Origin of the sequence: Halovalidus salilacus, assembly GCF_031852275.1 — an archaeon.
Lineage (GTDB): Archaea > Halobacteriota > Halobacteria > Halobacteriales > Natrialbaceae > Halovalidus > Halovalidus salilacus.
Map to the genome: position 1 here is coordinate 143,614 of NZ_CP134700.1, position 25,147 is coordinate 168,760.

27 protein-coding genes are annotated in these 25,147 nt (G+C 67.5%); 15 read left to right on the forward strand and 12 right to left on the reverse strand.

Annotated features, from left to right (window positions below; all coding sequences use genetic code 11):
* Positions 1–15: 15 nt before the first annotated feature.
* On the reverse strand, positions 16–777 hold the full coding sequence (locus tag RJT68_RS00690) for a hypothetical protein (RefSeq protein ID WP_407038466.1): 762 nt from the start codon (positions 775–777) through the stop codon (positions 16–18).
* Between the two features lie 97 nt (positions 778–874).
* Between RJT68_RS00690 and RJT68_RS00695 the strand changes: the two genes are divergently transcribed.
* On the forward strand, positions 875–1,378 hold the full coding sequence (locus RJT68_RS00695; protein ID WP_407038467.1) for an amino acid-binding protein: 504 nt from the start codon (positions 875–877) through the stop codon (positions 1,376–1,378).
* A gap of 138 nt (positions 1,379–1,516) precedes the next feature.
* Here RJT68_RS00695 and RJT68_RS00700 read toward each other — a convergent pair whose 3' ends face one another.
* Positions 1,517–1,978 carry a DUF7522 family protein gene (locus RJT68_RS00700; protein ID WP_407038468.1) on the reverse strand — a complete coding sequence of 154 codons (462 nt, stop codon included), beginning with the start codon at positions 1,976–1,978 and terminating at the stop codon, positions 1,517–1,519.
* 241 nt (positions 1,979–2,219) lie between these two features.
* Here RJT68_RS00700 and RJT68_RS00705 point away from each other — a divergent pair, with 241 nt between their 5' ends.
* From RJT68_RS00705 to RJT68_RS00715, 3 genes are all read left to right on the forward strand, one after another.
* Entirely contained in the window at positions 2,220–2,861 is a 642-nt protein-coding gene (locus RJT68_RS00705) for an IMPACT family protein (RefSeq protein ID WP_407038469.1), read from the forward strand.
* An 84-nt stretch (positions 2,862–2,945) separates the two neighbouring features.
* Positions 2,946–5,249 (forward strand): S9 family peptidase, encoded by a 2,304-nt coding sequence (locus RJT68_RS00710; protein WP_407038470.1) that lies wholly within the window; start codon positions 2,946–2,948, stop codon positions 5,247–5,249.
* A 169-nt stretch (positions 5,250–5,418) separates the two neighbouring features.
* Positions 5,419–5,619 (forward strand): YgaP family membrane protein, encoded by a 201-nt coding sequence (locus tag RJT68_RS00715; protein ID WP_407038471.1) that lies wholly within the window; start codon positions 5,419–5,421, stop codon positions 5,617–5,619.
* A gap of 51 nt (positions 5,620–5,670) precedes the next feature.
* Here RJT68_RS00715 and RJT68_RS00720 read toward each other — a convergent pair whose 3' ends face one another.
* Positions 5,671–5,892: a hypothetical protein gene (locus RJT68_RS00720; protein ID WP_407038472.1), complete on the reverse strand. Its 222-nt coding sequence runs from the start codon at positions 5,890–5,892 to the stop codon at positions 5,671–5,673.
* 134 nt (positions 5,893–6,026) lie between these two features.
* Between RJT68_RS00720 and RJT68_RS00725 the strand changes: the two genes are divergently transcribed.
* On the forward strand, positions 6,027–6,515 hold the full coding sequence (locus RJT68_RS00725; protein ID WP_407038473.1) for an SRPBCC family protein: 489 nt from the start codon (positions 6,027–6,029) through the stop codon (positions 6,513–6,515).
* Between the two features lie 24 nt (positions 6,516–6,539).
* On the opposite strand, the gene RJT68_RS00730 is transcribed toward RJT68_RS00725, so the two are convergent.
* Positions 6,540–7,850 carry a CobW family GTP-binding protein gene (locus RJT68_RS00730; protein ID WP_407038474.1) on the reverse strand — a complete coding sequence of 437 codons (1,311 nt, stop codon included), beginning with the start codon at positions 7,848–7,850 and terminating at the stop codon, positions 6,540–6,542.
* 296 nt (positions 7,851–8,146) lie between these two features.
* Between RJT68_RS00730 and RJT68_RS00735 the strand changes: the two genes are divergently transcribed.
* The 5 genes from RJT68_RS00735 (at position 8,147) to RJT68_RS00755 (ending at position 14,050) form a co-directional block, all read left to right on the forward strand.
* The gene (locus RJT68_RS00735) at positions 8,147–9,328 is read left to right on the forward strand and encodes an MFS transporter (protein WP_407040425.1); all 1,182 of its coding nucleotides are present in this window, start codon (positions 8,147–8,149) and stop codon (positions 9,326–9,328) included.
* Positions 9,329–9,464: 136 nt separating this feature from the next.
* A complete protein-coding gene (locus RJT68_RS00740) occupies positions 9,465–9,953 on the forward strand; it encodes a twin-arginine translocation signal domain-containing protein (RefSeq protein WP_407038475.1) in 489 nt (162 codons plus the stop codon).
* A gap of 195 nt (positions 9,954–10,148) precedes the next feature.
* The gene (locus RJT68_RS00745) at positions 10,149–11,372 is read left to right on the forward strand and encodes an RNA-guided endonuclease InsQ/TnpB family protein (RefSeq protein WP_407038476.1); all 1,224 of its coding nucleotides are present in this window, start codon (positions 10,149–10,151) and stop codon (positions 11,370–11,372) included.
* Between the two features lie 306 nt (positions 11,373–11,678).
* The gene (locus tag RJT68_RS00750) at positions 11,679–12,791 is read left to right on the forward strand and encodes a pyridoxal-phosphate-dependent aminotransferase family protein (protein WP_407038477.1); all 1,113 of its coding nucleotides are present in this window, start codon (positions 11,679–11,681) and stop codon (positions 12,789–12,791) included.
* A gap of 263 nt (positions 12,792–13,054) precedes the next feature.
* Complete coding sequence (locus RJT68_RS00755) at positions 13,055–14,050, forward strand: hypothetical protein (protein ID WP_407038478.1); 996 nt, start codon at positions 13,055–13,057, stop codon at positions 14,048–14,050.
* 71 nt (positions 14,051–14,121) lie between these two features.
* Here RJT68_RS00755 and RJT68_RS00760 read toward each other — a convergent pair whose 3' ends face one another.
* From RJT68_RS00760 to eif1A, 3 genes are all read right to left on the reverse strand, one after another.
* Complete coding sequence (locus RJT68_RS00760) at positions 14,122–14,397, reverse strand: DUF7513 family protein (RefSeq protein WP_407038479.1); 276 nt, start codon at positions 14,395–14,397, stop codon at positions 14,122–14,124.
* Positions 14,394–15,959 carry a Na+/H+ antiporter NhaC family protein gene (locus RJT68_RS00765; protein ID WP_407038480.1) on the reverse strand — a complete coding sequence of 522 codons (1,566 nt, stop codon included), beginning with the start codon at positions 15,957–15,959 and terminating at the stop codon, positions 14,394–14,396. The genes RJT68_RS00760 and RJT68_RS00765 overlap by 4 nt, the downstream gene beginning before the upstream one ends.
* Before the next feature lie 168 nt (positions 15,960–16,127).
* On the reverse strand, positions 16,128–16,415 hold the full coding sequence (gene eif1A, locus RJT68_RS00770) for a translation initiation factor eIF-1A (RefSeq protein WP_407038481.1): 288 nt from the start codon (positions 16,413–16,415) through the stop codon (positions 16,128–16,130).
* A gap of 257 nt (positions 16,416–16,672) precedes the next feature.
* Between eif1A and RJT68_RS00775 the strand changes: the two genes are divergently transcribed.
* Together RJT68_RS00775 and RJT68_RS00780 are read left to right on the forward strand one after the other, a co-directional pair.
* Entirely contained in the window at positions 16,673–16,852 is a 180-nt protein-coding gene (locus RJT68_RS00775) for a DUF7470 family protein (RefSeq protein WP_407038482.1), read from the forward strand.
* Positions 16,853–16,934: 82 nt separating this feature from the next.
* The gene (locus RJT68_RS00780) at positions 16,935–17,195 is read left to right on the forward strand and encodes a hypothetical protein (RefSeq protein WP_407038483.1); all 261 of its coding nucleotides are present in this window, start codon (positions 16,935–16,937) and stop codon (positions 17,193–17,195) included.
* A 16-nt stretch (positions 17,196–17,211) separates the two neighbouring features.
* On the opposite strand, the gene RJT68_RS00785 is transcribed toward RJT68_RS00780, so the two are convergent.
* On the reverse strand, positions 17,212–19,185 hold the full coding sequence (locus tag RJT68_RS00785) for a DUF460 domain-containing protein (RefSeq protein ID WP_407038484.1): 1,974 nt from the start codon (positions 19,183–19,185) through the stop codon (positions 17,212–17,214).
* Positions 19,186–19,308: 123 nt separating this feature from the next.
* Positions 19,309–20,241: a ribonuclease Z gene (gene rnz / locus RJT68_RS00790; RefSeq protein WP_407038485.1), complete on the reverse strand. Its 933-nt coding sequence runs from the start codon at positions 20,239–20,241 to the stop codon at positions 19,309–19,311.
* A 189-nt stretch (positions 20,242–20,430) separates the two neighbouring features.
* Here rnz and RJT68_RS00795 point away from each other — a divergent pair, with 189 nt between their 5' ends.
* The 3 genes from RJT68_RS00795 (at position 20,431) to RJT68_RS00805 (ending at position 23,200) form a co-directional block, all read left to right on the forward strand.
* A complete protein-coding gene (locus RJT68_RS00795; protein WP_407038486.1) occupies positions 20,431–21,633 on the forward strand; it encodes a DUF7282 domain-containing protein in 1,203 nt (400 codons plus the stop codon).
* Between the two features lie 45 nt (positions 21,634–21,678).
* The gene (locus tag RJT68_RS00800) at positions 21,679–22,683 is read left to right on the forward strand and encodes an AAA family ATPase (protein WP_407038487.1); all 1,005 of its coding nucleotides are present in this window, start codon (positions 21,679–21,681) and stop codon (positions 22,681–22,683) included.
* 79 nt (positions 22,684–22,762) lie between these two features.
* On the forward strand, positions 22,763–23,200 hold the full coding sequence (locus tag RJT68_RS00805) for an acyl-CoA thioesterase (protein ID WP_407038488.1): 438 nt from the start codon (positions 22,763–22,765) through the stop codon (positions 23,198–23,200).
* Between the two features lie 14 nt (positions 23,201–23,214).
* Here the strand turns inward: RJT68_RS00805 and RJT68_RS00810 are convergent, their stop codons facing one another.
* From RJT68_RS00810 to RJT68_RS00820, 3 genes are all read right to left on the reverse strand, one after another.
* A complete protein-coding gene (locus RJT68_RS00810) occupies positions 23,215–23,679 on the reverse strand; it encodes a type II toxin-antitoxin system VapC family toxin (protein ID WP_407038489.1) in 465 nt (154 codons plus the stop codon).
* Between the two features lie 4 nt (positions 23,680–23,683).
* Complete coding sequence (locus RJT68_RS00815) at positions 23,684–23,938, reverse strand: AbrB/MazE/SpoVT family DNA-binding domain-containing protein (protein WP_407038490.1); 255 nt, start codon at positions 23,936–23,938, stop codon at positions 23,684–23,686.
* A gap of 104 nt (positions 23,939–24,042) precedes the next feature.
* Positions 24,043–25,143, reverse strand: coding sequence for a TIGR01177 family methyltransferase (locus RJT68_RS00820; protein ID WP_407038491.1), 1,101 nt, complete (start codon positions 25,141–25,143; stop codon positions 24,043–24,045).
* Positions 25,144–25,147: the final 4 nt, after the last annotated feature.

The window sequence follows — 25,147 nt, forward strand, 5'->3', positions numbered from 1 at the left end:
GCCGACGGCTGGTTCTCAGGGACGACGGAGTTTCGAACCGTCGGCGGCCAGTTCGCCGCGCTCGAGCGCGTGCTCGAGGATCGCCTCCACCTCGTGACTCTCGAGGTCGTAGGCGCTCGCGGCGAGGGTCTCGACGGCGCCGCGGTCCACCGGGAACTCGCGGTTTCGCAGGAGGCGCATCACCTTGCCGTAGCCCCGCGGCGGGGCGGGCGCGTCCTCGGCGTCCGACCTCGCACCGTCGTCGGCCGCAGTTTCGCTTTTCGACGCTGCACCACCGCCAGCCGCGCGGTCCGCTCCCGACTCCGCGTCCTCGCTGGCCGGACGTTCCGGTTCAGACTCCGCGCCGTCGTCGGTCGCGTCCGGTTCGGCGTCGTTCGAGGTTTGTTCGAGCGTTATCCCGTCCTCGAGCAGGCTATCGCGGGGTTCAGACCGGTCACGCCCTCGCCGCCGGTCGTCAGACCCCGCGTCGGAGACGGTCGCGTTCGGACTCGCACTGGGCTGGCGCTTCGCGGTCGTCTCGTCGGCGGAGGCGACGACCCTGCCGCCGTCGTCCCGGTCGGAGTCGGGCGCTACTTTCCGACGGTCGTCGCCCGCACCGGACCCGGCGCTGGCCCGGGCGATCAGGGGCTCGAGGAGGTCCTCCAGGGTCGACCGACACGCGCCGCAGAGGACGACGCGTCGCTGTTCGGCTTCGGTCGGCTCGAGTTCGGGCGGGACGACTTCGAACGCGCCGACGGCGTCGGCGCCGCAGAAGTCACAGGCTTGGAGTGCGCGCATGCACTGACGGTCGAGGCGAACCGTCAAAAAGCGTCCGTCAGACGGCCGGCGTCGACCGCCGAACATTATATCCCGGCGGTCCAACGAGTCGCAACGAATGTTCGACGAGATCATGGAGAAGTTCGAGGGGTCGCCGAGCCAGCAGGCGGTCATCCGCCTGCTCTTAGAGCGGGGCTTCTCGGTCAACGACGAGGGGCGGGTGGTGTCCGGGGGCATCGAGATCCCGAACACGGGGATCGCCCGCGAGATCGACGTCGACCGGCGCGTCGTCGACTCGACGACGAACGTGATCCTCGAGGATCCGGAGCTGCGCCGGATCTTCCAGAACATCTCGCAGGTGCCGAGCCTGATGGACCTCGCGCCGGTGCTCGACCTGACGGTGCTGACGATCACGCCCGACGACGCCGAGCGCGAGGGGATCGTCGCGGGCGTGACCGGCACGCTCGCCGACCACGGGATCTCGATCCGCCAGACGATCAGCGAGGACCCGGAGTTCACCGACGAGCCCCGACTCTACCTGATCACCGACCAGGAGCTACCAGGCGAGACGATCACCGAGATCCGCGACCTCGAGTTCGTCAGGAAGATCGAACTGCAGTGACGCGGGCGTCAGTCTCGGCCGAGGGGGAGCGTTCGCTCTCGTCGATTCTGACCGCCCTCGCTCGAGGGACGTCGACGTTCCATCGCCGTCGCTCGAGGTGGGTCCGGCGTCGTCGCCGTCTCTGTCTCCGTCCCCGTCTCACTCCTCTCGCTCGCTCTCGTCGTCGTCCGCTTCCGCCGCGGCCTCCGACTCGTTGAACTCGTCGATGACGGCCTTCAGTGCGCTCGTCAGTTCCTCGAACCGATCGATCGACATGTCGTCGGTGGTGACCCAGATGCCGCGACCACCGCGGATAACCCGGTTGAGGAACCCGTTTTCGAACATTCGGATCGTGGCCTGGTACTCGCCCAGTTGGGTGTTCCGGTAAGCCGACTGCGAGTGAAAGCCGAGGCGCTCGTGGTCGGCGAAACCGATCAGGTCGGCGGTCCGCTCGAGGTCCGACCGGAGGTAGAGTTGCTCGACCTCCTCCTCGTCGTCGAAGTAGGTGATGCTTCGCAACTCGTCGCCGACCGTCGTTCGGCAGGCGCTGATGACCTCCTCGGCGAACGTCGGATCGACCGTCTCCGTCTCGAGGTCGTCGGTATCGGCGTCGGGTGACATGGCGTGTACTCTCATTGGTCATCGATGGAAATAGGCTAATGGGATACTATCGACGAGCGGTCGCGCGACGGTCGGTGGCGAGAACGGGCTCGCGAGAGCCGCTGGAGTCCGCTGGCGACCGCTACGCCGCCGAGACCGACGCGCTCTTTTCGGCACCCGCCGTACGGCCGGCCATGGGCGGGCCGAAATTCGCGGCGTCGGGACCGAACGCGGCGCCTCCGCGAGCGCGAGGTGAGCGGCCGTGAGCGACGGAACCGGTCCCGGGACCGAACGCGGCCGCGGGCCGTACAGGACGGTCGCGGAACCCGCCGCGGCGCGATTCGTCGTCCAGGGGTCGGAGTTCGTCGGGCGCGTCCGTCCCGTCGACTCCGTCGAGGCGGCGGAGGCGTTCGTCGAGGCGGTCCGCGAGGAGTACGCCGACGCGACCCACAACGTCCCCGCCTACCGCGTGCGCGCCGATCCGACGGGCGAGTTCCTGCGGGAGTACTCGAGCGACGACGGCGAACCCTCGGGATCGGCCGGCAAACCCGCGCTGAACGTCCTGACCCAGCGCGACCTCGAGAACGTCGCCGTCGTCGTCACCCGCTACTACGGCGGGACGAACCTCGGCGTCGGCGGCCTCGTCCGCGCCTACTCGCGTGCGGTGAAAGACGCCGTCGACGAGGCAGGCGTGATCGAGGAGCGCCCCCACGAACGGCTCTCGATCACCGTCGAGTACGACGACTCGGGGACCGTTCGGAGCGTTCTCGAGAGCGAGGGGTACGCCTTCGACGCCGATTACGGGGCCGACGTCTCCTTCGACGTCCGCGTTCCGATCGCGGAGGCGGAGGCGCTTCGGGACCGACTGCGGAGCGCGACGAGCGGTCGGGTCGACCTCGAGTGATCGGCGGTCGTACCGGTCAGCGGTGGTCGGTGCCCGCTCGACCGGCGCCCACGTTTATCACCGGCGCCGTCCTCATCGCGAGGTATGCGAACAGTTGGCGCAGCTGACTATCACGATATCGTTCGAGTGAGCGAGCCGCGGCTTTCCCCCGACGGCGAGCGCGTCGCGTTCGTCAGGGCGGTCGCCGCCGACGACGAGTCCGACGAGGCGACCGTGTACGTCGTTCCCCTCGGCGGCGATCCGCCGCGGCAGTTCACCGCCGCCGACGGCGTCGACGGCGAACCGCGCTGGAGTCCCTCGGGCGATCGCCTCGCGTTCGTCAGCACCCGCGGCGAGGGCGATCGGCCGCAACTCTGGATACTCCCGACCGACGGGGGTGAGGCGAGGCGGGTGACGGGGGTCGTCGGCGGCGTTTCGAACCTCGAGTGGAGCCCCGACGGGTCCCGAATCGTCTTCACCCAGTCGGTTACCGCCACGGATCGCGAGGAAGGTCGCGACCTCGCAGTCGACCCCGATTACGAACCCGAAACGCCCGACCCTCGCGTGATCGACCGGATGGTCTACCGTTCAGGGACCGAGTACTTCGACGACCGGCGGAGCCACGTCTACGTCCTCGACGTCGAGGCGGCCCTCGAGCGCGCGGGGAGCAAGGAACTCGGCGACGCCCTGCTCAGACTCACGGAGGGGGACGCGGACCACGTCGCGCCGACCTGGGGGGACGACGAGACGGTCTTCTACGCCGCCAAGTCGGGCGAAGTGCCCGACGACTCGGTGACGTACGACGTTTACGCGCACCATCTCTGCGATGTGACGGTGGCGATCGACGTCGGCGACTCGAGTGGTCCAGAGGAGGACGACTCGAGCGACCCGGACGGGGACGACTCGAGTGCGACCCCGCCGGGCGACGCCGAGGTGCTCACGCAGACGACGGGCTGGCTCGACTCGATGGCCGGAACCCGGAAGAACCTGGTCGCCTTCCCGTACACGCCCGAGGAGAAGCTGACGATGCGCCAGACCGAGGTTCGCGTCCACGACGCCGAAACGGGCCGGGAGTGGACCCCGACGGAGTCGCTGGATCGAACGCTCGCCTACGACGGCGGGTTCGCGTGGGACCCGGCCGGCGAGGTGCTGTACTTCACGACGCCGGACGGGGGCTCGAAGGTGCTCTGGTCGGTTCCCGCTGGGGACGGTGACTGGAACGGGAACGGGGACGAGGACGGGAACGGAGACGGAAGCGGATCCCCGAAACCGACGCGGGTCTACGGCGACGACGTCACCGTCGAGGGCTTCGACGTCGGCGAGAACGCCGTCGCTGTCGTCCAGAGCGAGTGGGACCACCCCGGCGACATCTTCGTGACCACCCGCGGCGGGAACGAAACCCACCGGCTCACCCGCGTCAACGACGAGTACCTGATCGATCGGGCGGTCTCCGAACCCGAGGAACTGCGGTTCGAGGGTGGCGCTCCGATCGACGCTGACGAAGACGGAGACGGGGAGGGGGAAGGGGAGGGAGACGACGAATGGGGAAGCGACGGCGCGAAGCCCGAGATCCAGGGCTGGCTCCTCACGCCGCCCGACTTCGACCCGTCCCAAACCTACCCGCTGATCGTCGAGATCCACGGCGGGCCCCACGCCCACTGGACGACGGCGGGGACGATGTGGCACGAGTTCCAGACGCTCGCCGCGCGGGGGTACGTCGTCTTCTGGTGCAACCCGCGGGGCTCGACGGGCTACGGCGAGGACCACGAGATGGCCATCGAGCGCGACTGGGGCGACGTCACCCTGTCGGACGTCCTCGCTGGCGTGGACCGGGTCTGCGAGCGCGACTACGTCGATTCCGATCAGCTGTTCGTCACCGGCGGCAGCTTCGGGGGGTTCATGACCGCCTGGACCGTCGGCCGCACCGACCGCTTCCGCGCCGCGGTCGCCCAGCGCGGCGTCTACGACCTCACGGGCTTCTACGGCTCGACCGACGAAGCGCTCAAACTCGTCGAGTACGACTTCGGCGTCACCCCCTGGGACGACCCCGACTTCCTCCGGGAGCGTTCGCCCGTCTCGCTCGTCCCCGAGGTCGACACCCCCACGCTCGTCCTCCACTCCGACCGGGACTACCGGACGCCCGCCAACACCGCCGAACTGTTCTACGTCGGCCTGAAGAAACACCGGGTCGACTCACGCCTCGTGCGCTACCCCCGCGAGGGCCACGAACTCTCGCGGTCGGGCGAACCCGCCCACGTCGTCGACCGCCTCGAGCGGATCGCCCGCTGGTTCGACGGCTACTCCGAGCACCACGACGCGCCGCCGGCCCTCGAGCGGGAGCCCGGCGACGGACTCACCGCCGACGATCCGGCCGACGAGCGCGAGGGGCGCGAATCGGCCGAGAACTGACCGACGGCGATCCGGAGGGGAACGGTTCACCTGGAATCGCTCCCACCATACCCGCCGCCCTCCTCCGATTTCGAGTCGAAACGGGAGGGTTCGAATCCTCGACCCGAACCGTCAGACGATCCGGGCCTTCGGGCCGAAACCTTTGGGGTCGGCGACCGACGATCCCGGTATGGATCGAAACGTCTGCGGTGCCGACCGCGCACTGCGGGTCGTCGTCGGACTCTTCCTGCTCGCGACGGGGTACCGCGCTCGAGACCGGACCGCGGGGACGCTCGCGTTCGTCCTCGGGAGCGACCTCCTCGCGACGGCCGTCATCCGGCGGTGTCCGGTGAACGCGCTGCTGGGCATCGACACCTGCTCGAGCGAGTGACGCCGCTCGCTTTCGGTCGCTCGAGGCTCGAGTCGCGTCCCGGGCGCTCGATCACCGAACGACGACGAACGTCAGGAGAAAGAGGGCGACGACGGCGATCGCGACGGTGCGAGTCGCGTACTCGACGAACCCGGCGAGGTCGAGCGCCCAGACGATCAGCCAGCCGAACATCGCCGAGAGGATCGCGTTGAGGGCGACGAAGACGCGCACGTCGCCCTCGGAGGATTCGACTCCGTCCAGAAACCCCTTCCGACCGTCGTCTCGACCGCTCATGGCCCTCACTCGCGCGGCGGGACGCTTAGTCGTTTCTGTGGGTCGATCCGGGACCATCTTCGCCTCCCCGAACCGTCTCCCGACGGTGCCCCGCTCCGCCCGGTTTTATGGCGGTCACGCGCCACCGTCAGCGTATGCGAACCGTGGAACGCTCGCGATTCGTCCGGGCGAGCCCCGAGGAACTCGAGCGCTGGCTCGAGCCGACGAGGATCGTCGAGGCCGAGGGGAGTTTTACCGCGCGGACGGTCGAGGACGTTGGCGGTCCGGAGTCGGTCGAGGGCGCCGGCGAGTCGGGACCGGTCGAACCCGTCGACGAGTCCGTCCTCGAGCCCGATGACGGCGAGGCGACGATCGTCCTCGCCTCGGGTCCGGGCCTCGAGTTCCCCCTCCTGTTCGAGGACCGCGACGCAGCGATCTACTACGCGCAGGCGGGCGACCGGGGGCCGTTCGCGCACATGGAGACGTGGATCGAGCACGAGCGGGAGAACGAGGGCTCGCGCGTCGCGGTTCGCTCGACGGTCGAACTCGCGGCGCCGATCCCCTTCGGCGACCGGATCGCCGCCTGGAAGCGAACGGGGGAGGTAGAACGATTACTCGACGCGCTCGAGGAGAAATTCGCCTGATCTCGATCTCGCTTTTCCCGTGGCTCAGGGCTCGCGGATCACGAACTCCTCCTCCGCGTCGCTCGGGAACGGGTTCTCGAGGTCCTCGGCGTCGGCCCACTCCTCCTCGGCGACCAGGCAGTCGTCGAGGTCCGCCCGGAGGCGCTCTTCGTCGACGTCCGTGCCGATGAACACCAGTTCCGTCCGCCGGTCGCCGTGTTCGTCGTCCCACTCGTCCTCGAGCCCCGGCCGGTTCGACAGGTACAGCTCTCGGTCGATTTCGGGGAGTGCGGCGATCCACGGGCCCCTGACGGTCGCGCGCACGGAGGGGCCGGCCTGTCCGATCCCGATCTTCGCGTCTCGGCAGGCGACCCACGCCGTTCCCTTCGACCGGACGACGCCCTCGGGGAGCGTCTCGAGGAACGACGCGAACCGCTTCGGGTGGAAGGGGCGCCGGGCTCGGTAGACGAAGGAGGTCACGCCGTAGACCTCGTCGGGGTGGCGGTGATCGTGACCGTGGCCGTCGTGGTGGTCGTGGCCGTGGTCGTCGTGCTCGTCGTCGTGGTGGTCGTGATCGCTTCCCTCCGCCTCCGCCAGCGCCCGCTGCCACCCCGCCAGGTCGCCCATCCGGTCCGGATCGAACAGGTCGACCCCGAGAATCCGATCGGGATCGACCTCGCTGAACTCCGTTCTGATCGTCTCGACGCCCGGACGGAAGGCGCGGACGAGTTCCTCGGCCTCCTCGAGTTCCGCCTCGGTGCAGAGGTCCGCCTTGTTGCAGAGGACGAGGTTCGACACCTCGACCTGGTCGACGAGCAGGTCCGAGAGGGGTCGGTTCCCCTCCCCGTCCCCCTCGTTCGCCGCCGCCGCGGCGTCGCTGCGCTCGGGCACCCCCTCCCCCGCGAAGTAATCGAGAAAGAGGCGAGTGTCGAGGACGGTCACGAGGGCGTCGATTTCGTACCGGGCGGCCACGCGCGAGGCGGTCGTGAACAGCCGGGCGACCGGCGCCGGTTCGGAGATGCCCGACGATTCGACGATCAGGTGGTCGAACGACCGCTCGCGCGCGAGGCGGACCACGGCGGTCTCGAGGTCGTCCTGCAGTTCACAGCAGATGCAGCCGTTCGAGAGTTCGGCGACGCCGCCTTCGACCTCGAGGTCGGAGCCCTCGGCGACGAGTTCGGCGTCGACGTTCACCTCGCCCATGTCGTTGACGAGCACGGCGAGGTCCCGGTCGCCGGCGTTTCGCAGGAGGCGGTTCAGGAGCGTCGTCTTCCCCGCACCGAGGCTGCCCGAGAGGACGGTGACGGGAATCTCGTCGGCGTCAGCGTCGGCGTCGGAGTGGGTACGGCTGCGCATGCGTCTACCCCGACGTTTCGACTGGAGACACAAGAGCTGTCGCTTCGGCGGCGCCGTCGGGAACGGGTGCGGACGGGTCACAGCGAGTCGCTACTCGACGGCCGACGACGACGGCGCCGTCCGTTCCTACCGAAACGAACGGGTTCATAGGGTCGCAGGCGAAACGGTCCACCGTGCACTCGAGTGATCGAAGCGGGGGCTCGAGCGGCGGCCGGCCCGACGCGTCTCCCCGGTCCGGGAATCGGAGCCGAACCCCGGGCCGTGATCGACTCGTCCTCGCCGCGGTCGTCTTCGCGGTGTTGTTCTCCCAGCTGTTGCTCTACCCGGGCGTGGCGACCCTGGTCGCGACCCTCGGGGCGGACGCGGCCACCTCGTCGTTCGCGGAGACGCCGCTCGACGCGAGCATGTGGTTCCTCGTCGCCGAGTTCACCGGCTACGTGACGTTCGTCGGCCTCTGGGGGATCGCGAGCGATGCCGCGGGCCGGCGGACGCCGTTCATCGTCGCCGGCGCGCTTCTGGGCGCCGTCGGCTACGCCGCGCTCGCCGCCGTCCCGTCGGTCGGCTCCCTCTCGTTCGAGGGGGTCCTCGTCCTGCGCTTCGTCCAGGGGGCGATGACCATCGGCGCCTTCTCGCTGACGATGACCATGCTGATGGACCTGCGCGGCGGCCACGGGAAGAACATGGGCGCCGCGGGCATCGCGATCGGCCTCGGAGCGGCCCTCGGCGCGCCGATCGGCGGCCAACTCACCGCGGTCGATCCGGTCGCCCCGCTGCTGGTCGCGGCCGGCTTGCTCGTCGCCGTCGGCGGGCTGGTTACGCAGGTCGACGATCGCGCGCCGACCGACCGACGGACCGCTCGAGCCGTCATCGAGGGGGTTCGGCGCCGCCCGACGCTGTCGATCCCCTACGCGTTCGGCTTCGTCGACCGGATGACGGCCGGCTTCTTCGCCCTCGTCGGGACGCTGTACTTTCAGGAGGCGTTCGGCCTCGACGCGGGGGCGACCGGGCTCTTACTCGCGTGCTTTTTCGCCCCGTTCGCGCTGTTGCAGTACCCGATGGGGATCCTCTCCGACCGAATCGGGCGGACGATCCCGATCGTCGTCGGCTCGATCTGTTACGGCGTCGGGATCGTCGCCGTCGGCGCGGCGCCGTCGGTCCCCCTCGCCGCGGCGGCGATGGTCGGCGTCGGCGTCCTCGGCGCGCTCGTCTCCCCGGCCACGATGGCGCTCGTGACCGACCTCGCCGCCGAGGGCGAACGCGGCGTCGCCATGGGCGGCTTCAACTTCGCGGGCAGCCTCGGCTTTCTCGCCGGCTTCCTCGTCGGGGGCGGGGTCGCTGACGCCCACGGCTACGACCTCGCGTTCCTCGTCGTCGGCGGCCTCGAGATCGCGATCGCGGTCGTCGCGGTGCCGGCGTTTCTCACGATCTCGGTCGCCGATTCGAACCGACGCCCGGCGAAACAACGGGGTGACGGGTGATCCGTCGTTCGCCGGCGGAGAATTCCGTCGATACTGTCACACCGGTCGAACGGTCCCTCTTTGTGGTGTGTGAACGCGTTTCATCGACGGTCGTGAGTGCATCAATTTTTATATGCTCATCACTAACCCATTCACGATGGCACGAGACAGTACGTACTCTCGACGGACAGTGATGAAGGTGACGGGTGCGGCGGCCGCGACGACCCTCGTCGCCGGCTGTGGTGGCGGCGGCGGCAACGGCGGCGGCAACGGCGGCGGCAACGGTGGCGGCAACGGTGGCGGCAGCAGCGAGTACGAGGCCGAATCCGGCGACGAGATCCTGTTCGAGGGGGCAACCTCCGAATGGACGGGTCTCGAACCGTCGGACATCGAAGGATCGTCGAACCCGACGCTCATCCTCGAGGAGGGCGAGACGTACTCGATCGGCTGGTCCGAGGGCGACGGCGCCGCCCACAACATCGAGATCTGGGACGAGAACGACGAGGTCATCGACGACTACGAGACCGAAGAGGTCACGGAACCCGACGACGACCAGATCCTCGAGATCGAAGCAACCAGCGACATGGCCAAGTACGTCTGCGACCCGCACTCGAGCGCCATGGTCGGAGACATCGAGGTCGAGTAACGGACTCGATATCGACGGAAACTGCGGGGCAGTCGCCGATTTTCGGTTTTCATCAGCGGTCAAGGCGGATACCCCGAGGCTTGACCTCGGGGAGGAAGCCGACACTTGGGAATACAACCACGCCTCACAGAACGACCAACTCCCCCACGCGGTCAACCACCAACTATTAAATAGTATCTTGCCATATAATGAAGTATGGCAGAGGTGGTCAGGAACATCCAAGTCAAACTCAACATCCCCGAGTCGCGGCACTCGGATGTTGACGAGGCGTTCGAGGAGTTCCGCCAAGCCGCCCAACACGTCGCAGACTACGGGTGGAGCGACGACTCAGACCACCTCGTCAAAGCCAAAAACAAACTCCACGAAGCCACGTACACCGAAGTCCGCAAGCAAACCGGTCTCCAATCCAGTCTCGTCCAATCAGCGAGAAACCTCGCCGCCGACGCCCTCTCGAACTGCCACGACTTGCTCGAAGACGGCAAGAACACGAGCAAGCCAGAGTTCCGAGGAAGCGTCGTCGTGTACAACGGGCGTACCATCACGTACAACGACGACCACGTGACACTCGCCACCACTGGCGACCGTGTGACCGCCGAATACGTCCTGCCACACGACGACAGAGGGACGCCGTTCGAGGAGTACTGGAACGGGGATGAATGGGAGAAAAAAGAGGCCACGCTCCACAAGCGAGACGGCGAATACTACCTACACGTTGCCGTTGAGAAAGAAGTCAAACCTGTTTCTGCCGACAAGCAGCCCGAGAACGGAGTGGTTCTCGGCGTTGACCTCAACGTGGACGGCTACCTCGCCGTCACCAGCACTGGAGCGTTCCTCGGAAACGCGGACGAACTCAACCACAAGCGCGACGAGTACGAACGCCGTCGTGGAAACCTGCAACAGACCGGCACTCGTTCGGCGCATCTCACCATCCAGTCAATTGGTGACAGGTTCGCCGAGTGGAGTCGCCACCGCCTACATGACGTGTCGAACGACATCGTTCGAGAGGCCATTGAGAACGACTGTACGCATATCGCGTTCGAGCGGTTGACCCACATTTGGACGCGCATCTCGAACGCCTCGAAGTTCCAGCAGTGGGCGTTCAGGGAAATTCAGCGACAGGTCGAGTACAAGGCTGAGGAACACGACATCGAAGTGGCTACCGTTGCGCCGCAGTACACGTCACAGCGGTGTAGTCACGGCGAGTGTGGGTTTACTCACGAGGATAACCGCGATGGCGACGAGTTCGAGTGTCTAAAGTGCGAGAAGGAGTTGCATGCGGATTACAACGCTGCGCGGAACGTGGCGTGGCGTCTTGTCCAGAACTGGCTCAAGTCTGGTGCTGGACGGGCTACCAGTCAACTAGCCCTAAAGTCAGGAACGGTGAACGCGAACGGCGATTTCAACGCCTCCGCTGTCTAGCGGTAGAGCGGGAGTTCACTGACAAGCCCCGACCCTTGAGGTCGGGGTTGTTGACTTCTGCGCACCCGCCGAGCGACCGCTTATCGACGCCGACGCACGCAGTCGGTAGCGCGCCGTGGGCCGTCCGCACCGACCGCCGAACGAGCGTGCCGGCCGCCTCGAAGGCGCGAGCACGTGGGGTCCGGTCGACGTGCACGACGTCACGCCGGCGGTGCGTAGCTCCCTTCGGTGCTGGTCGGCACTCTCGCCCAGCATCAAAAGTACCATGCCGCCTCACGACCCAGTAAGCCGTACTCAGGTGATTCCGTGACCGAGAAACGCGAATACGAGGACGACTATCCCGACAAGACGCTGTACATCCCCGGTCCGACGGAGGTGCGCGAGGACGTCATCGAGGAGATGAGCCAGCCGATGTTCGGCCACCGCACGGACCGGATGACCGACCTCTACACGACCATCGTCGAGGACACGAAGGAGTTTCTCGGCACCGACAACGACGCGATCGTCCTCACGGGGTCGGGGACCGAGTTCATGGAGAGTTCGATCCTCAACCTCGTCGACGAGCACGTCCTCTGTACGACCTGCGGTAGCTTCAGCGAGCGTCAGGCCAACATCGCAGACCGCCTCGGCACGTCCGTCGACAGACTCGAGTACGAGTGGGGAACCGCGGTCAAACCCGAGGACGTCCGCGAGACGCTCGAGGGGAGCGACGTCGACTACGACGTCGTCACGTGCGTGATGAACGAGAGTTCGACCGGCGTCCGCAATCCGATCGAGGAGATCGGCGACGTCGTCGCCGAGTACCCGGACACGTACTTCGTGGTCGACGCGGTCTCCGCGCTGGGCGGCGACTACGTCGACATCGACGCCCACGGAATCGACGTCATCTTCACGTCGGTCCAGAAGGCCTTCGCCATGCCCCCCGGCCTCGCCGTGTGCGTCGTCAGCGAGGGCGCCTACGAGCGCGAACTCGAGTCCGACTCCGCCTCGTGGTACGGCGGCTTCCAGCGCTGTCTCGACTACTACGACCGGAAGGGCCAGACTCACTCCACGCCCGCCATCCCGATCATGCTCGCCTACCGGAAACAGATGAAACACATGCTCGAGGAGGGCCACGAAGCCCGCGACGAGCGCCACCGCGAGATGGCCGAGTACACGCGGGAGTGGGCCCGCGAACACTTCGCGATGTTCCCCGAGGAGGGCTACGAGTCCCAGACGGTCAGTTGCATCGAGAACACGCGGGGAATCGACGTCGCGGCGACCATCGAGGCCGTCTCCGAGGAGTACGACGTGGTCTTCTCGAACGGGTACGGCTCGGCGCTGGGCGAGAAGACGTTCCGCATCGGCCACATGGGCGAACACGACCTCGAGAGCATCCGGGCGCTGACCGACGCCATCGAGGACGTCGCCGACCTGTAGTCGGTCGGGGCCGCTCGAGGCGAGTCGAGAATCCGTGGCCGGGCGTTCGGTCGAACGTTCGATTCCGAACTGGCGCGGCTTCGGGATCGACGCGAGATCGCGGTTGCGAGTTTTCGGTCGACGTGATCCCTGTGTTCGGAACCCCTGGGTGTGACTCCCGTGTCCGTAACCCCCGCGTATTATACTCCCGTAACGCCTGTTTCCGCTCGAGGAATGAGCGTGGAACCGGGACGTCTCCCGCGAGTCGTTCGCGGACCCGCAGGATGATGTTCGGTGGGCGGTCGGTCAGGGAGTGGTTCCTGTTCGGCGCGAACCGCCTGATCGTCACGGGACTGCTGGCTATCGCCTGCTTCGTCGCCCTCACGGCGTTCGCCGCGCTCGATCTCCCACTTCGGTCCATCCTGAACGACGGAGATACGATCGAGACCCTGTTTCAGACCCTCGTCGGCGTTCTCATCACCGGGATGACGCTCGTCGTCTCGATCAACCAGCTCGTCCTCTCCGAGGAGTTCGGCTCGCTGGGCCGGCAACGCGAGCGAATGGACAAGTCGATGGCGTTCAGGAAGGAGTCCGAGCGGGAGTTTCGGTGGACCGGCCCCCCGGAACCGAGCCGGTTTCTCAGCACGCTCATCAACACGAGCGTCGATCGAGCCGAGGCGCTCCGGGAGGCCGTCGACGGGAACCCCGACCGCGTCTTCAGGAACCGGGTCGATCAACTGGTCGACCGGATCGAAACGAGCGCCGACCAGACCACCGACGAGTTGGCGGACGCACCGTTCGGCGAGTTCACGATCATGCGGGCCGCCCTCTCGTACAACTACTCGTGGAAGATCTACCTCGTTCGCCGGGTGTACTGGGAACACCGGGAGAACGTGAGCGACGACGAGCGGGAGGCGATCGAGAACCTCGTCGACATCCTGGCGCTGTTCGGTCCGGCGGAGGAATTTTTCAAGGCGCACTACCTCCAGTGGGAACTGGTCAACCTCTCCCGGCGCATTCTCTACACGGGGGTTCCGGCGCTCATCTCGTCGGTCTGTGCCGCCCTCTATCTCAAACCGGGGATCGTGTCGGGATCGACGCTCGGGGTCCCCTCGCTCGTCTGGCTGATCAACCTCGGCGTGACGTTCGCGCTGGTTCCGTTCTTCATCTTCACCGCGTACGTCCTCCGGACGGCTTCGATCGCGAAGGAGTCGGGCGCCATCGGTCCGTTCGTCCTCCACGAATCGGAGCGAGCGCCGCTCATCGACTGGGACGAGTAGCGCTCGAGTTCGAGTCCGCCCCGTCGACCGCTATCACGGCGAGGGCGGACGAAGCGGTCCGACGATCGGGATCAGCCGCTGTACGAACTCTCGCCGACCGTCTCGAGGTACTCGCCTCTGCCGGTCGAGTCCGACTCGTCGAACTCGGTGACGCGGACTTTGACGCGCTTCTCGAGGTGTTCGGCTCCGACGCCCTCGACGTACAGTCTGGTGTCGCCGATGCGAGCGACGCCGACGTCCTCGCCGTCCAGTTCGGAGACGAAGACGTTCACCTCCGAGTTCGGGGTGAGCGTCGGCCTCGTCGTGCGGAACCGCCAGCCGCTGAGGAACTTCTCGAGGACGCTCATACGCGGGCCACCTCCTCGGATTCGCGGTCGATCACGTACTCCCTGCCGAAGCCGGTGATCGCCGCGAGGACGAACACCGCCACCAGCAGCCAGCCGTGGAAGACGAACGGGACGACGTCGATGGGGTTGACGACCATCGACGCCTCGAACCAGTCGAAGTCGTCCGGAAGCTGTCGCATCGTGGTGTAGCCCACTAGCACGCCGCCGGACCACGGGAAGATGTAGCCGAGCGCCGACGTCTGGGCGTCAAGGATGTTCGCCCGGCGGTAGCCGTTGATGTTGAACCGCTCGCCGATCTTCGAGATGTACGGTCCGATGGCCACCTCGGCGGCGGTGTTGATCGTGATCGTCGCGTTGATCAGCGCCGTGGAGCCGACCATCGTCAGTTCGGCGTTGCGGACGTTCGTCGCGACGTTGTCGAGCGACCAGTCGAGGACCGCCTGGAACGCGCCGCCCCTGATCATGATCTGGGCGGCGGCGATGATGAACAACACGAGGATCGACAGCGTGAAGAAGCCGGCCGCGCCCTCGACGATGCTGCCGCCGACGGTCGGGTCCTCCGAGACGACCTCGACGATCGGAAGGGCGGAGAGCGCGTCGGCCGCCGGCGCGTCCGTCGGCGCCTGGAAGACGAGGATGTCGGCGGCCGAGGAGAGGCCGAGCGTCAGGCTCGCGGCGACGGCGACGACGATGCCCCACGAGATCGCCTCGACGATGTGCCGCCCGGCGACGGCCGTCACGATGACCGCGCCCATCGAGAGCAGGTGGACGAGTCCCAGCGGTTCGCTCTCGTCGATCAGGATCTCCTGGGCGTCACCGGCGACGTCCAGGCCGGGCAAAAGCGGGCCGGCGACGATGTATCCCACGAACGCCAGGATCGCGGCGACGATGGCGTACTTGAACCGGGAGGCGACGACGCCCCCGATGTCTGCGTCCTGGGTGACCGCGCTGACGATCGTCGTGTCGCTGACCGGCGCGAGGTTGTCCCCGAAGACGGCCCCCGAGAGGATCGCCCCGAACAGCAACACGGGGTTCGCCCCGAGCAGGATGCCCGCGGGGAAGAACAGCGCCACGAACGCGACCGTCGTGCCGTAGCCGGTGCCGATCCCGGTCGCGAGCAGCGCCGCCAGCACGAACGTGATCGCCGGGAACAGCGCCGCGCCGACTCCGGTGACGTCGGCGAGCCAGACGAGCCCCTCGACGAAGCCGCCTTCCTGCAACGTCGTGGCGAACATGCCGGCCCAGATCCAGGCGACGATCGCCGTCACGGCCACCGGCTGGGTCATTCCCTCGAAGATCGTGTTCGCGTAGTCCGTCCAGGACCCTTTCACGAAGAACATTCCCACAATCAGCCCGATCAGAATCCCCGCGACGAGGCCCTCCTCGGAGGAGATTCGCAACAGCGCCGTCTGGACGATCGCCCAGGCGATGAACACCAGGATCGGGAGCGCACTCATCCCCGGACCGCCGTAGAACTCCAGGTCCGGTCCGTCCGTCGTTCCCTCGGCGAACGCCTGGCCGGGATCGACGTCGGGTTCCGTCGGATCGGTACTATCTGTCATACTATCACGTCGCGCCTGTTGTTACCACTACCCGATATAGCTCACGATGAACGTTTCGGTCCGAAATTTCCGTACGAACGTCCGATGGATCGGTTCGACGCGGAACTCGACCGTCGGTGACCGTCCGTGCGAATCGGCCGATCCGACGGTTCCCGGTCCAGTCTCCGACTACTGAATGTGGCCTTCGCGACGCAACTGGTCGGCTTCGCTCTTCTCGTAGCGCCAGGTGATGTCGGCCTTCTCGTCCTGCCAGTCCCACGGCTCGACGAGCACGACGTCGCCCTCGCGGATCCAGATGCGCTTTTGCATCTTCCCCGGGATCCGGGCGGTGCGCTCTTTCCCGTCGGCGCACCGTACCTTGACGCGGTTCGCCCCGAGCATGTCCGTGACGGTCGCGAAGACCTCGTCGTCTTCGGGCATTCTGAGGTTCTTGCGACCGCCCTCGTCGTCGCTCATGCCTCGAGATTGGCGACGTGACCGTTTAACGTTTTATTGATCGAACCGTGGAGGTCACAGCCGGATGACGTGTACGCCCGGTCTTCGGCGTCGACGTTCGGTTCAGCCGAGATCGACCGCCCGATTCGGCCGCGGTCGATCGCTCCCTCTGGCGGTCGTCACCGCTCGAGCGCGCTACGGTCGGGCGATCCGTCGGCGGGATCCGCCCGGACGGAAAAACCACGCCGTTTATTTCCTCCCCCTCTGGTATCCTGACTATGTTCGATAAGCTCGGCCCGCTCGGCATCGTCGGCTTCCTGTTCGTCCTCGCCGGCGTCGGCCTCGTCGCCTACGCCGACCCCATCATCGCCGTCGGGATCGCCCTCGTCCTCGCCGGCCTCGGTCTCGTCGTCAGATCGCTGATCTCGAGCGTCCTCAGTTCCTTCGGCATGTTCTGAGCGGTCGGCTTGCACCGGTTCCTCGGAACGACTTGCACTGTTCCCTCCGAACGGTTTTACCCTTCGAGCCCCTCGTTTTGGTATGGGATATACGCTGCAGTACTACGATCTGGTGTTGGTCTGTATCGCAGCGAGCCTGGCGGCGGGCGTGCTCGTCGGCTACGCGACGCCGATCCCCATCGAGGCGTCGGTCGTCGCCCTCGGGGGGGTCTCGATCGGGTTCATCGGCCACGCGCTGTTCGTCAACGGCCCCGTCGACGGGGTCGAGGACCTGACCGAGGAGGTCGAACTCGAGGAGGTGCCGAAGGTGCTGTCGCCGATGGAGACCGGCCCCGAAACCTGAATCGAACCCGTTCCTTCTAGGCCTCGTTGTTCCCCGCCCGGTGCTCGCTGATCAGTCGGTCGACCATCGCCGCCTTCTTATCGCGCTCGCGCGCTCGAGCCCGCTCGTGCCAGTCGTCGATCACCGCTTCGACGTCCGCCTCGCGGGCGACGGCGAGTTCGTCGACCTCCTGCATGGCGACGTCGTCGGCCGGGCCGACGGGGATCTCCGCGTCGAAGAGGATCTCGTCGGCGATCCCCGAGAGGCCGCCCTCCTTCAGGATGACCCGGGGGTCGAAGTCGGCCAGTAACTCGGCGGTCGACTTGCCCGCGCCGCTGGCGTCGCGGAGGTAGACCACGTCGCCCGGCGCGATGCCGTACTGCTCGTCGGCCTCGCGGATCGCCCCCCTGGTGAACTTCTCGACGACCTTCACCGGGACCAGCCCCTCCTTCTTCGCCGAGACGTCGCTGAAGTTCGAGTGGTCGAGCTTCCAGAGCGCCTTCATCCGCTCGACCTTCCGCTCGAGTTCCGCGACCTCCTCGCGGGCCTCGTCGCGTTCCCCCTCGAGCCGATCGGTCTTGCGCTCGAGGCGGGTCACCTCGCGCTCTTTCCGCACCTGGCGGCGCTCCTCCCGCCGGGAGACGGCGAGTTCGGCCTCGAGATCTTCGATCGTCTCGTCGCGCTCCTCGAGGCGGCCCTCGAGCTTCTCGACGTGCGACTGAAGGCGGTCGACCTGGCGCTTCAAGTCCTTGATCTGCTTCTCCTCGGGGGTGAGCTCCCGCGGCTGGTGCTCGGTCGACTCCTCCTCGCCCTCCTCGTCCTCGGTCAGGTCGCGGAGGACGGCCTCGACGCTCTCCTCGCCGGCGACAACTCGGGCGGTGACCTCGCCGCGGTCGAGCCCCGGGGGAAGCTTTCGGGCGATGCGCTCGAACTGGTCCTCGTGGGCGTCGTAGGCGTAGAGCGCGGCGGCCATCGCGTCCCGCTGGTGGTCGTCGTCGTAGGGGTGCTCGCGCGTGCGGTGTTGCTTCTCGTCGATCGGGATGTCGCTGGCCGGCGTGAAGCCCGCGGCGTCGAAGCTCCGGCGGAACTTCTCGACCGTTTCGGGCATCGGCGTCACGTCCGCGGCGACGATCACCGGCCGCCCTCGCTCGACGATCCACTCGATCACGTCCGCCGCGTCGCTCATGCGCGAACTCCAGACGTCGAGCACCTCGCCCTCGAGCGAGACGATGGCGACGGCGGTGGTCGTCCCGGGATCGATGCCGACGATGACGTGGTCCCGGCGTTTGGCGAGCGGGCGGAACTCGATTCCGTCCCGTCGCTCGCGCTCGATCTCCACCCGGACGTCGCCGGCCCGGTTCCGCGAGACCGGAATCTCGGTCGGCGGGGCCTCCACGGTGAAGACGGCGTTGGCGAAGCCGCCGTAGGCCTCCCGGACCTCGGTCTCGAACGCGAGGTTCGCCGCCTCGAGTTCGGACTCGACCTCGCGGGCGCGGCGCTTGACGGCGCCGTGGATCCGCCGGGTGAAGCGGTCGGCGCTCCAGCCCCCCTTCCCCGTCGAGCGGCCCCGCGAGACCTTGACGGTCGTCGTGTCCGTGAACGCCGACACCTCGTGGCCCACGTTGTGGGCCGCCAGCCGGGCGGCCGCCTCGGCTTCCTTCATCGGGTCCTTGCCGTAGGGAACGCCGTGGCGTTTGGCCACCCGCGAGAGGGGTTCGGGCTGTTCCGCGCCGGTCACCTGCACGAGTTTCGTCCCCGACGGGAGCGAGCCCAGAAACCGGATCAGCTCGTCCTTGTCGGCGGCGAGTTCGTACATGTTGTCCGTCGCCACGATCGCCGGCTCCGCGTCCTCGATCAGCCGCCTGAGCTTCCGGTACGTGACGACGTCGCGCTCGAGTTCCTCTCCGTCGTAGACGACGAGGGCGTACGAAGGGGAGTCACCGCGCACGTCACCGCTCTGGATGTCGACGCCGAAGACGACCGCGTCGAGCGCACTCGTTCGCGTACTCACAGGGAGGCATAGGGTCGAGCGGAGTATAAATCCGACGCGGAATTTCGGATGGGCGAGCCGATTCGATTCCCGTTCGGGCTCGAGATCGATCCACCTCGGAGGATCGCGGCCGATCCGACCGGCTCACTCCTCGGCGTCCGGGTACGGCACCTCGAGTTCGTCCCCGTCGCCGGGGACGAAGACCTCGCCGTCGAAGCTCTCGCGGGCCTGCTCGAGGTGGTCGTCGGTGTATCCCGCGTAGCGCGAGGAAACGTGCATCAGGGCGAGTCGCTTCGCCCCCGCTCGCGAGGCGATTTCGGCGGCGCCGCGGGCGGTGGAGTGGGCGGTTTCGACCGCTCGCTCGGCGCGGTCGTCGGCGAAGGTGGCGTCGTGGATCAGCAGGTCCGGCTCCTCGGCGACCTCGATCGTTTCGACCGTGGGACGGGTGTCGCCCGTGTAGACGATCGTTCGGCCGGGTCGGGGCTCGCCGACCACCTGTTCGGGGCGGACGACGGTCCCGTCCTCGAGTTCGACGGGGTTCCCCTCGTGGAGTCGGGAGAACTTCGGTCCGACGGGGACGCCGAGTTCCTCGGCGCGCTCCCGGTCGAATCGGCCCTTGCGCTCGTCCTCGACGAGGGCGTAGCCGACCGAGCGGGTGTCGTGATCCGTCTCGAAGGCCCGGATTTCGTACTCGTCGGCGCGGTAGGCGACGTCGCCGCCCCCGACCTGGTTGACCCGCACCGGAAACGAGGGGCGGTTCCCGAGGGCGTTCACGAGCGACTCGAGCTGACGCCGGGTGCCGTGGGGGCCGTGGATAGCCAGGGGCGCCTCGCGGTCGTTGAAGTCCATCGTCTGGAGCAGTCCCGGGATCCCGAGGACGTGGTCGCCGTGGAGGTGCGTGACGAACAGGTGCGAGACGGCGAAGCCGGTCCCGAAGCGCATCATCTGGCGCTGGGTCCCCTCGCCCGCGTCGAACAGCAGCTCCTCGCCCTCCCGAGCGACGAAGATCCCGGTCGGATTCCGCTCGGGCGTCGGAATCGCCCCGCTGGTCCCCAGAAACGTCACGCGAAGTGGCATCGGTACGTCCTCCGGCCGCCGGGGCTAAACCGCCTTCGAATCGGGCGGCCCGGCCTCGATCGTCCCCGCCCCGTCCGACTCGCCCCGTCGGGCCGTCGGCCGATAATCGGTTTCCGTCCGCGGGAAGCGACTGCGCGTTTTACAACGCTCGAGCCCGATGACTCTAGCTCGAACCGGAATCTACCGAGCATGGAGTTCAGAACGATAAAGCGGGTCGGTGCGATCGTGATCGCGCTCGGGATCGTTCTCGCGGCAGGCCTCGTCGTCGGACAGGCCCCGTCGATCTTCGGCGTCGACGACGAGCCGACGGCGTCGATCACGTTCGAGGATCAGCGGGGCAACGGCTCGAGCGTCACGGTCGAGGACGTACGGCTCTCGGAGGGGGGATTCGTCGTCGTCCAGGACGGTAGCGGCGAGACGGTCGCCGTCTCCGAGTACCTGGAACCCGGCGAGCACGACACCGTCACGATCGAGGCGGACGAGTCCGAGGGCGAGCTCCTCGGCCGGCTGACGGCGACGGCCCACCGGGACACGACGGACGACGAGGAGTACGCGTACAACGAGACCGACGGAGAGGAGGATCGCCCGTACCTCGAGGACGGCTACCCGGTCAGCGACACCGCGACGGTTACGGCCGAAGATTCGGCGAGTTCGGAGGAGTTCGACGACTCGTTCGTCGTCGAATCGATGGACGCCCCGTCGTCGGCGACGACGAACGAGACCATCAACGTCACCGCCGAGATCCGAAATCCGAACGAGTACCGCGACCAGCAGCCCGTCGAGTTCCGCCTCGACGGCCGCGTGCTCGAAGAGCAGGTGCTCGACCTCGACCCCGAGGAGTCCCAGGAAGTCACCTTCGAAGCCGACACGAGCGGCACCGAGCCGGGGAATCGGACCCTCGGCGTCTACACCGACGGCGACGGCGAACTCGCCGAGATCGACCTCGAGTTCCACACCGATCCCGACGTGACGGTGACGGACGCGAACGCTTCGACCGCGCAGGTGGACGCGGCGATCCCCGAGGAGGGGTTCGTCGCCGTCGAGGACAACGACACGGTCGTCGGAACGAGCGAGGAACTCGAGCCAGGCGAGCACGAGAACGTCACCGTCGAGTTCGACGAGGACGTCGACGAGGACGCCGAACTGACCGCGAGCCTCTACGCCGGCGACCCGGACGAACTCGAGGACGGAGACGCCGAACCGATCGAGGACGACGAGGGCGAGCCGATTTCGACGACGTTCTCGCCGGCGGACTTCGAGTCCGAGGACGGCGAGGAGAACGGTGACGGCGACGACGGAAATGGTGACGACGGAACCGACGACGACGACGGGAACGGCGATGACGGCGACGGGAACGGTGACGACGGAACCGGGGACGACGGCGACGAGTGACGCCAACCGACCGATTCTTACCCGGCCCGTCCCTACCTCCGCGCGATGGACGCGCCGCTGTGGACCGAGACCTACGCTCCCGACCTCGAGGAGTTGCCCCAGGACGACGCCCGCGAGTATCTCACGCGGGCCGTCGAGGAGCCGATCAACCTCCTCCTGCAGGGGCCTCCGGGCAGCGGCAAGACGGCCGCGGCGCGGGCGCTCGCCCGCGAGGCCCACGAGGACCCGGACAACGATCTGGTCGAGATCAACGTCGCGGACTTCTTCGGCCGCACCAAGACGGAGATCAAGAACGATCCCCGGTTCGAACACTTCCTCGTCGGCCGCTCGTCGATGTCCAAGCGGGACATGATCAACCGCGTGCTCAAGGAGTCGGCGAGCTACGCGCCCGTCTCGGGGTCGTACAAGACGATCCTGCTCGACAACGCCGAGGACGTCCGCGAGGACTTCCAGCAGGCGTTGCGCCGGATCATGGAGCAACACCACCGGACGACCCAGTTTATCATCGGCACCCGCCAGCCCACCAAGCTGATCCCGCCGATCCGCTCGCGGTGTTTCCCCGTCCCCTTCCGCGCCCCCTCGAGCGAGGAGACCGCCGCCGTCCTCGAGCGCATCGTCGAGGCCGAGGAGGTCGAGTACGACCCCGACGGCCTCGAGTTCGTCGCCGGCTACTCGAACGGCAACCTCCGGAAGGCAATTCTCGCGGCGCAGACGACCGTCCTCGAGGAGGGCGAACTCACGATGCAGGCGGCTTACCAGACCATCGGCGAGGTCGGGCTGGCCGACGAGGTGGAGTCGATGCTCGACGACGCGGAGGCCGGGGCGTTCACGGACGCCCGCAAGACCCTCGACGACCTGCTCGTCGACGAGGGGCTCGACGGCGAGGAGGTGCTCGAGGAGATCCTGAACGCCTCGCGAAAGCGCTATCAGGGCGACCAACTCGCACGGGTCCACCGGCTGGCAGCCGACGTCGAGTTCGAGATGCACGAGGGGACGAGCGACCGAATCCACGTCGGGCGCTTGCTGGCGGAACTCGGGCGGGACGCCTGATCGCGATCGACGACTCGAACGGGTCGCGGCGGCGCTCGTGCGGACCGAACCTTTCCGTTCGCCCGTCGAAGTCACGGGTATGCCGACGCTCCTCGAGACGCGCATCCGAAACCGATTCCGCGTTCAGCCGAACCACGCGAACAACAACGGGACGCTCCACGGCGGCTACCTCATGAAGTGGCTCGACGAGGTGGGGGCGATGTCCGCGATGCGCTTCGCGGCCGAGACCTGCGTCACCGCGCGGGTGAACGAACTCGACTTCGAGCGGCCGATCCGGATCGGCGACGTCGCCCTCGTCGAGTCGTACGTCTACGCCGCGGGCACCTCGAGCGTGCGCGTCGCGCTGCGGGCGTGGCGCGAGAATCCGCGAACCGGCGACACCGAGAAGACGACGGAGTCGTCGTTCACCTTCGTCGCGATCGACGACGACGGGCGGCCGGTCCCCGTCCCCGTGCTCAGAGTCGACAGCGAGGAGGGCGAACGGCTTCGCAAGCGCGCGCTCGAGTCCGACTCCTGAGTCGGTCGCTCAACTCAGGAGTCGTTCACGGTTCGGAAGCGTTCGAGAACGTCAGACGGAACCGGGTTCACGTACTCGAACGGTTCGCCGGCGCAGAGCCGTTCGAAATCCCGATCGGTCGTGACGATGACGTCCGCGTCCGCTCGGCGAGCGAGGGCGAGGTAAAAGCAGTCGTACACGTCGTGATTCTTCGCGGCGCTGATCTCGTAGGCTTCGAGGACGGTTTCCTCGTCGACGTCGACGAATCGCATCGGATACCTGAGGAGCGACGAAACGGCGTTCCTCGCCTCGTACGTCTCGAACCCGAGGTCCTCGAGCACCCACTGGATTCGTAACGGAAGGTATCCGAACACGAGTAACGTCTCTTCGCCCGCGAGCCCCGGGACGAGTTCCTCGGCGATGTACGGATGGCCCGGATGGTCGTCCACGAGTTGAATCGCCAGCGCGTTGACGTCCGGGAGAACGCGTCTCGGCCCCATCGCCTCACCGTCCACCGAAGGTCGCTTCGCCAGCGTCACGAAACGCATCGTCGCCCCACTCTTCGCCTCGAGTGAGCGTCTCGAGTTCGGGCAGCACCCGTACGAGTCGAATGTCGCCGCCCTCGCGGACGACCCGGAATTCCGTCCCGTCCTCCAGGTCGAGGTCGTCGCGTAGGTCCTTCGGGATCGTCAATCGCCCCCGATGATTGAGCGTTGCCGTCCCGTACTCCTCGTCCGCTCCGTTGTCGGTTCCACTCACGGTATCACCCGTAGTAAGTCAAACGAATCGAATCACCATAGCTTCTGGGGAACCAAATATCCCCCATTAGGCCGCGGTGATTTACCGCTCGGTCTGACCGTCGCTCACTCGAGGACCAGCACGTACCGCGTCAGCGACCGGTGCACGCGGCGCTCGAAGGTGGCCTCGAGTTCCCACCCCGCCTCCATCGCGGGCGCGGCCCACGACCGATCCGCCACGACCACGGCTCGGTCCGCCACGCGACGGGTTTCCGCCAGGGCGCCCGCGACGAGGTCCTCGAGCCGGTGGGTCTCGATCTTCGACTGGCGGCCGTAGGGCGCGTCGAAGACGACCCCGTCGACGGCGCCGTCTTTCAGCGGGAGTCGGGTCGCGTCGCCCCGTCCCACGGCCCAGGAGCCCCGGGGGACGCCCGTCGGCGACGGATCGTCGCGCTCGAGGTAGTGGGCGAGGTTCTCCCGGGCTCCGAGGGCCATCTTCTCCTGGGCGTCGGTGCCGACGACGTCCGCGCCGACGAGTCCCGCCTCGACGAGGACGCCGCCGGTGCCGCACATCGGGTCCAGAAGCGTCCGTCCGGGGCGGGCGCAGGCCAGGTTCGCGACCGCGCGCGCGAGCATCGGGTCCATGCTGCCGGGCTGGAAGAACGGCTTGTCGGTCGGCGCGCGCGTCCCGAAGTCGCGGACGCTCTCGGCCTCGAGCCAGCCGAGGGCGCAGACGGAGACGCGCTCTCCGGCCGACTCGCCACCCGCTCCCTCGGCGGGTTCGAGGAGGTCGCCTCGCCCATCAGTCACCTCCTCGTCGGCCCCGACGTCGAGAACGCCCTCCGAAAACGCCACACGCAGGACGTGGTCCGGTTCCTCGAGGTCGACCGAGAACCCCCGGTCGACGAGCACCCCGCCGAGCGTGCGCTCGGCCTCGCTGGTGCTGATCCCCGTCGAGCCGCGGACGTCCGCCGCGCGCACGGCGACGCTCCCCTCGCGATCGATCGGGGCCGCCTCGAGCAGCGTGCGAGCGGCCTCGAGGTCGGCGTCGGTTCGGCCGACGAGTTCGCTCGCGCGGTGGGTGTAGGCGAGTCCGCGTGCCCGCTCGGGGACGACGGCGTTCGCGACCGCGAGCCCCGGGGCGATCCGTCGGACTCCGGTCGCGGCGCTCGTCGCCTCGTACGCCGCGAACGCGTCGTCCCGACCGCCGAGCTCGAGCAGGTGCACGCCC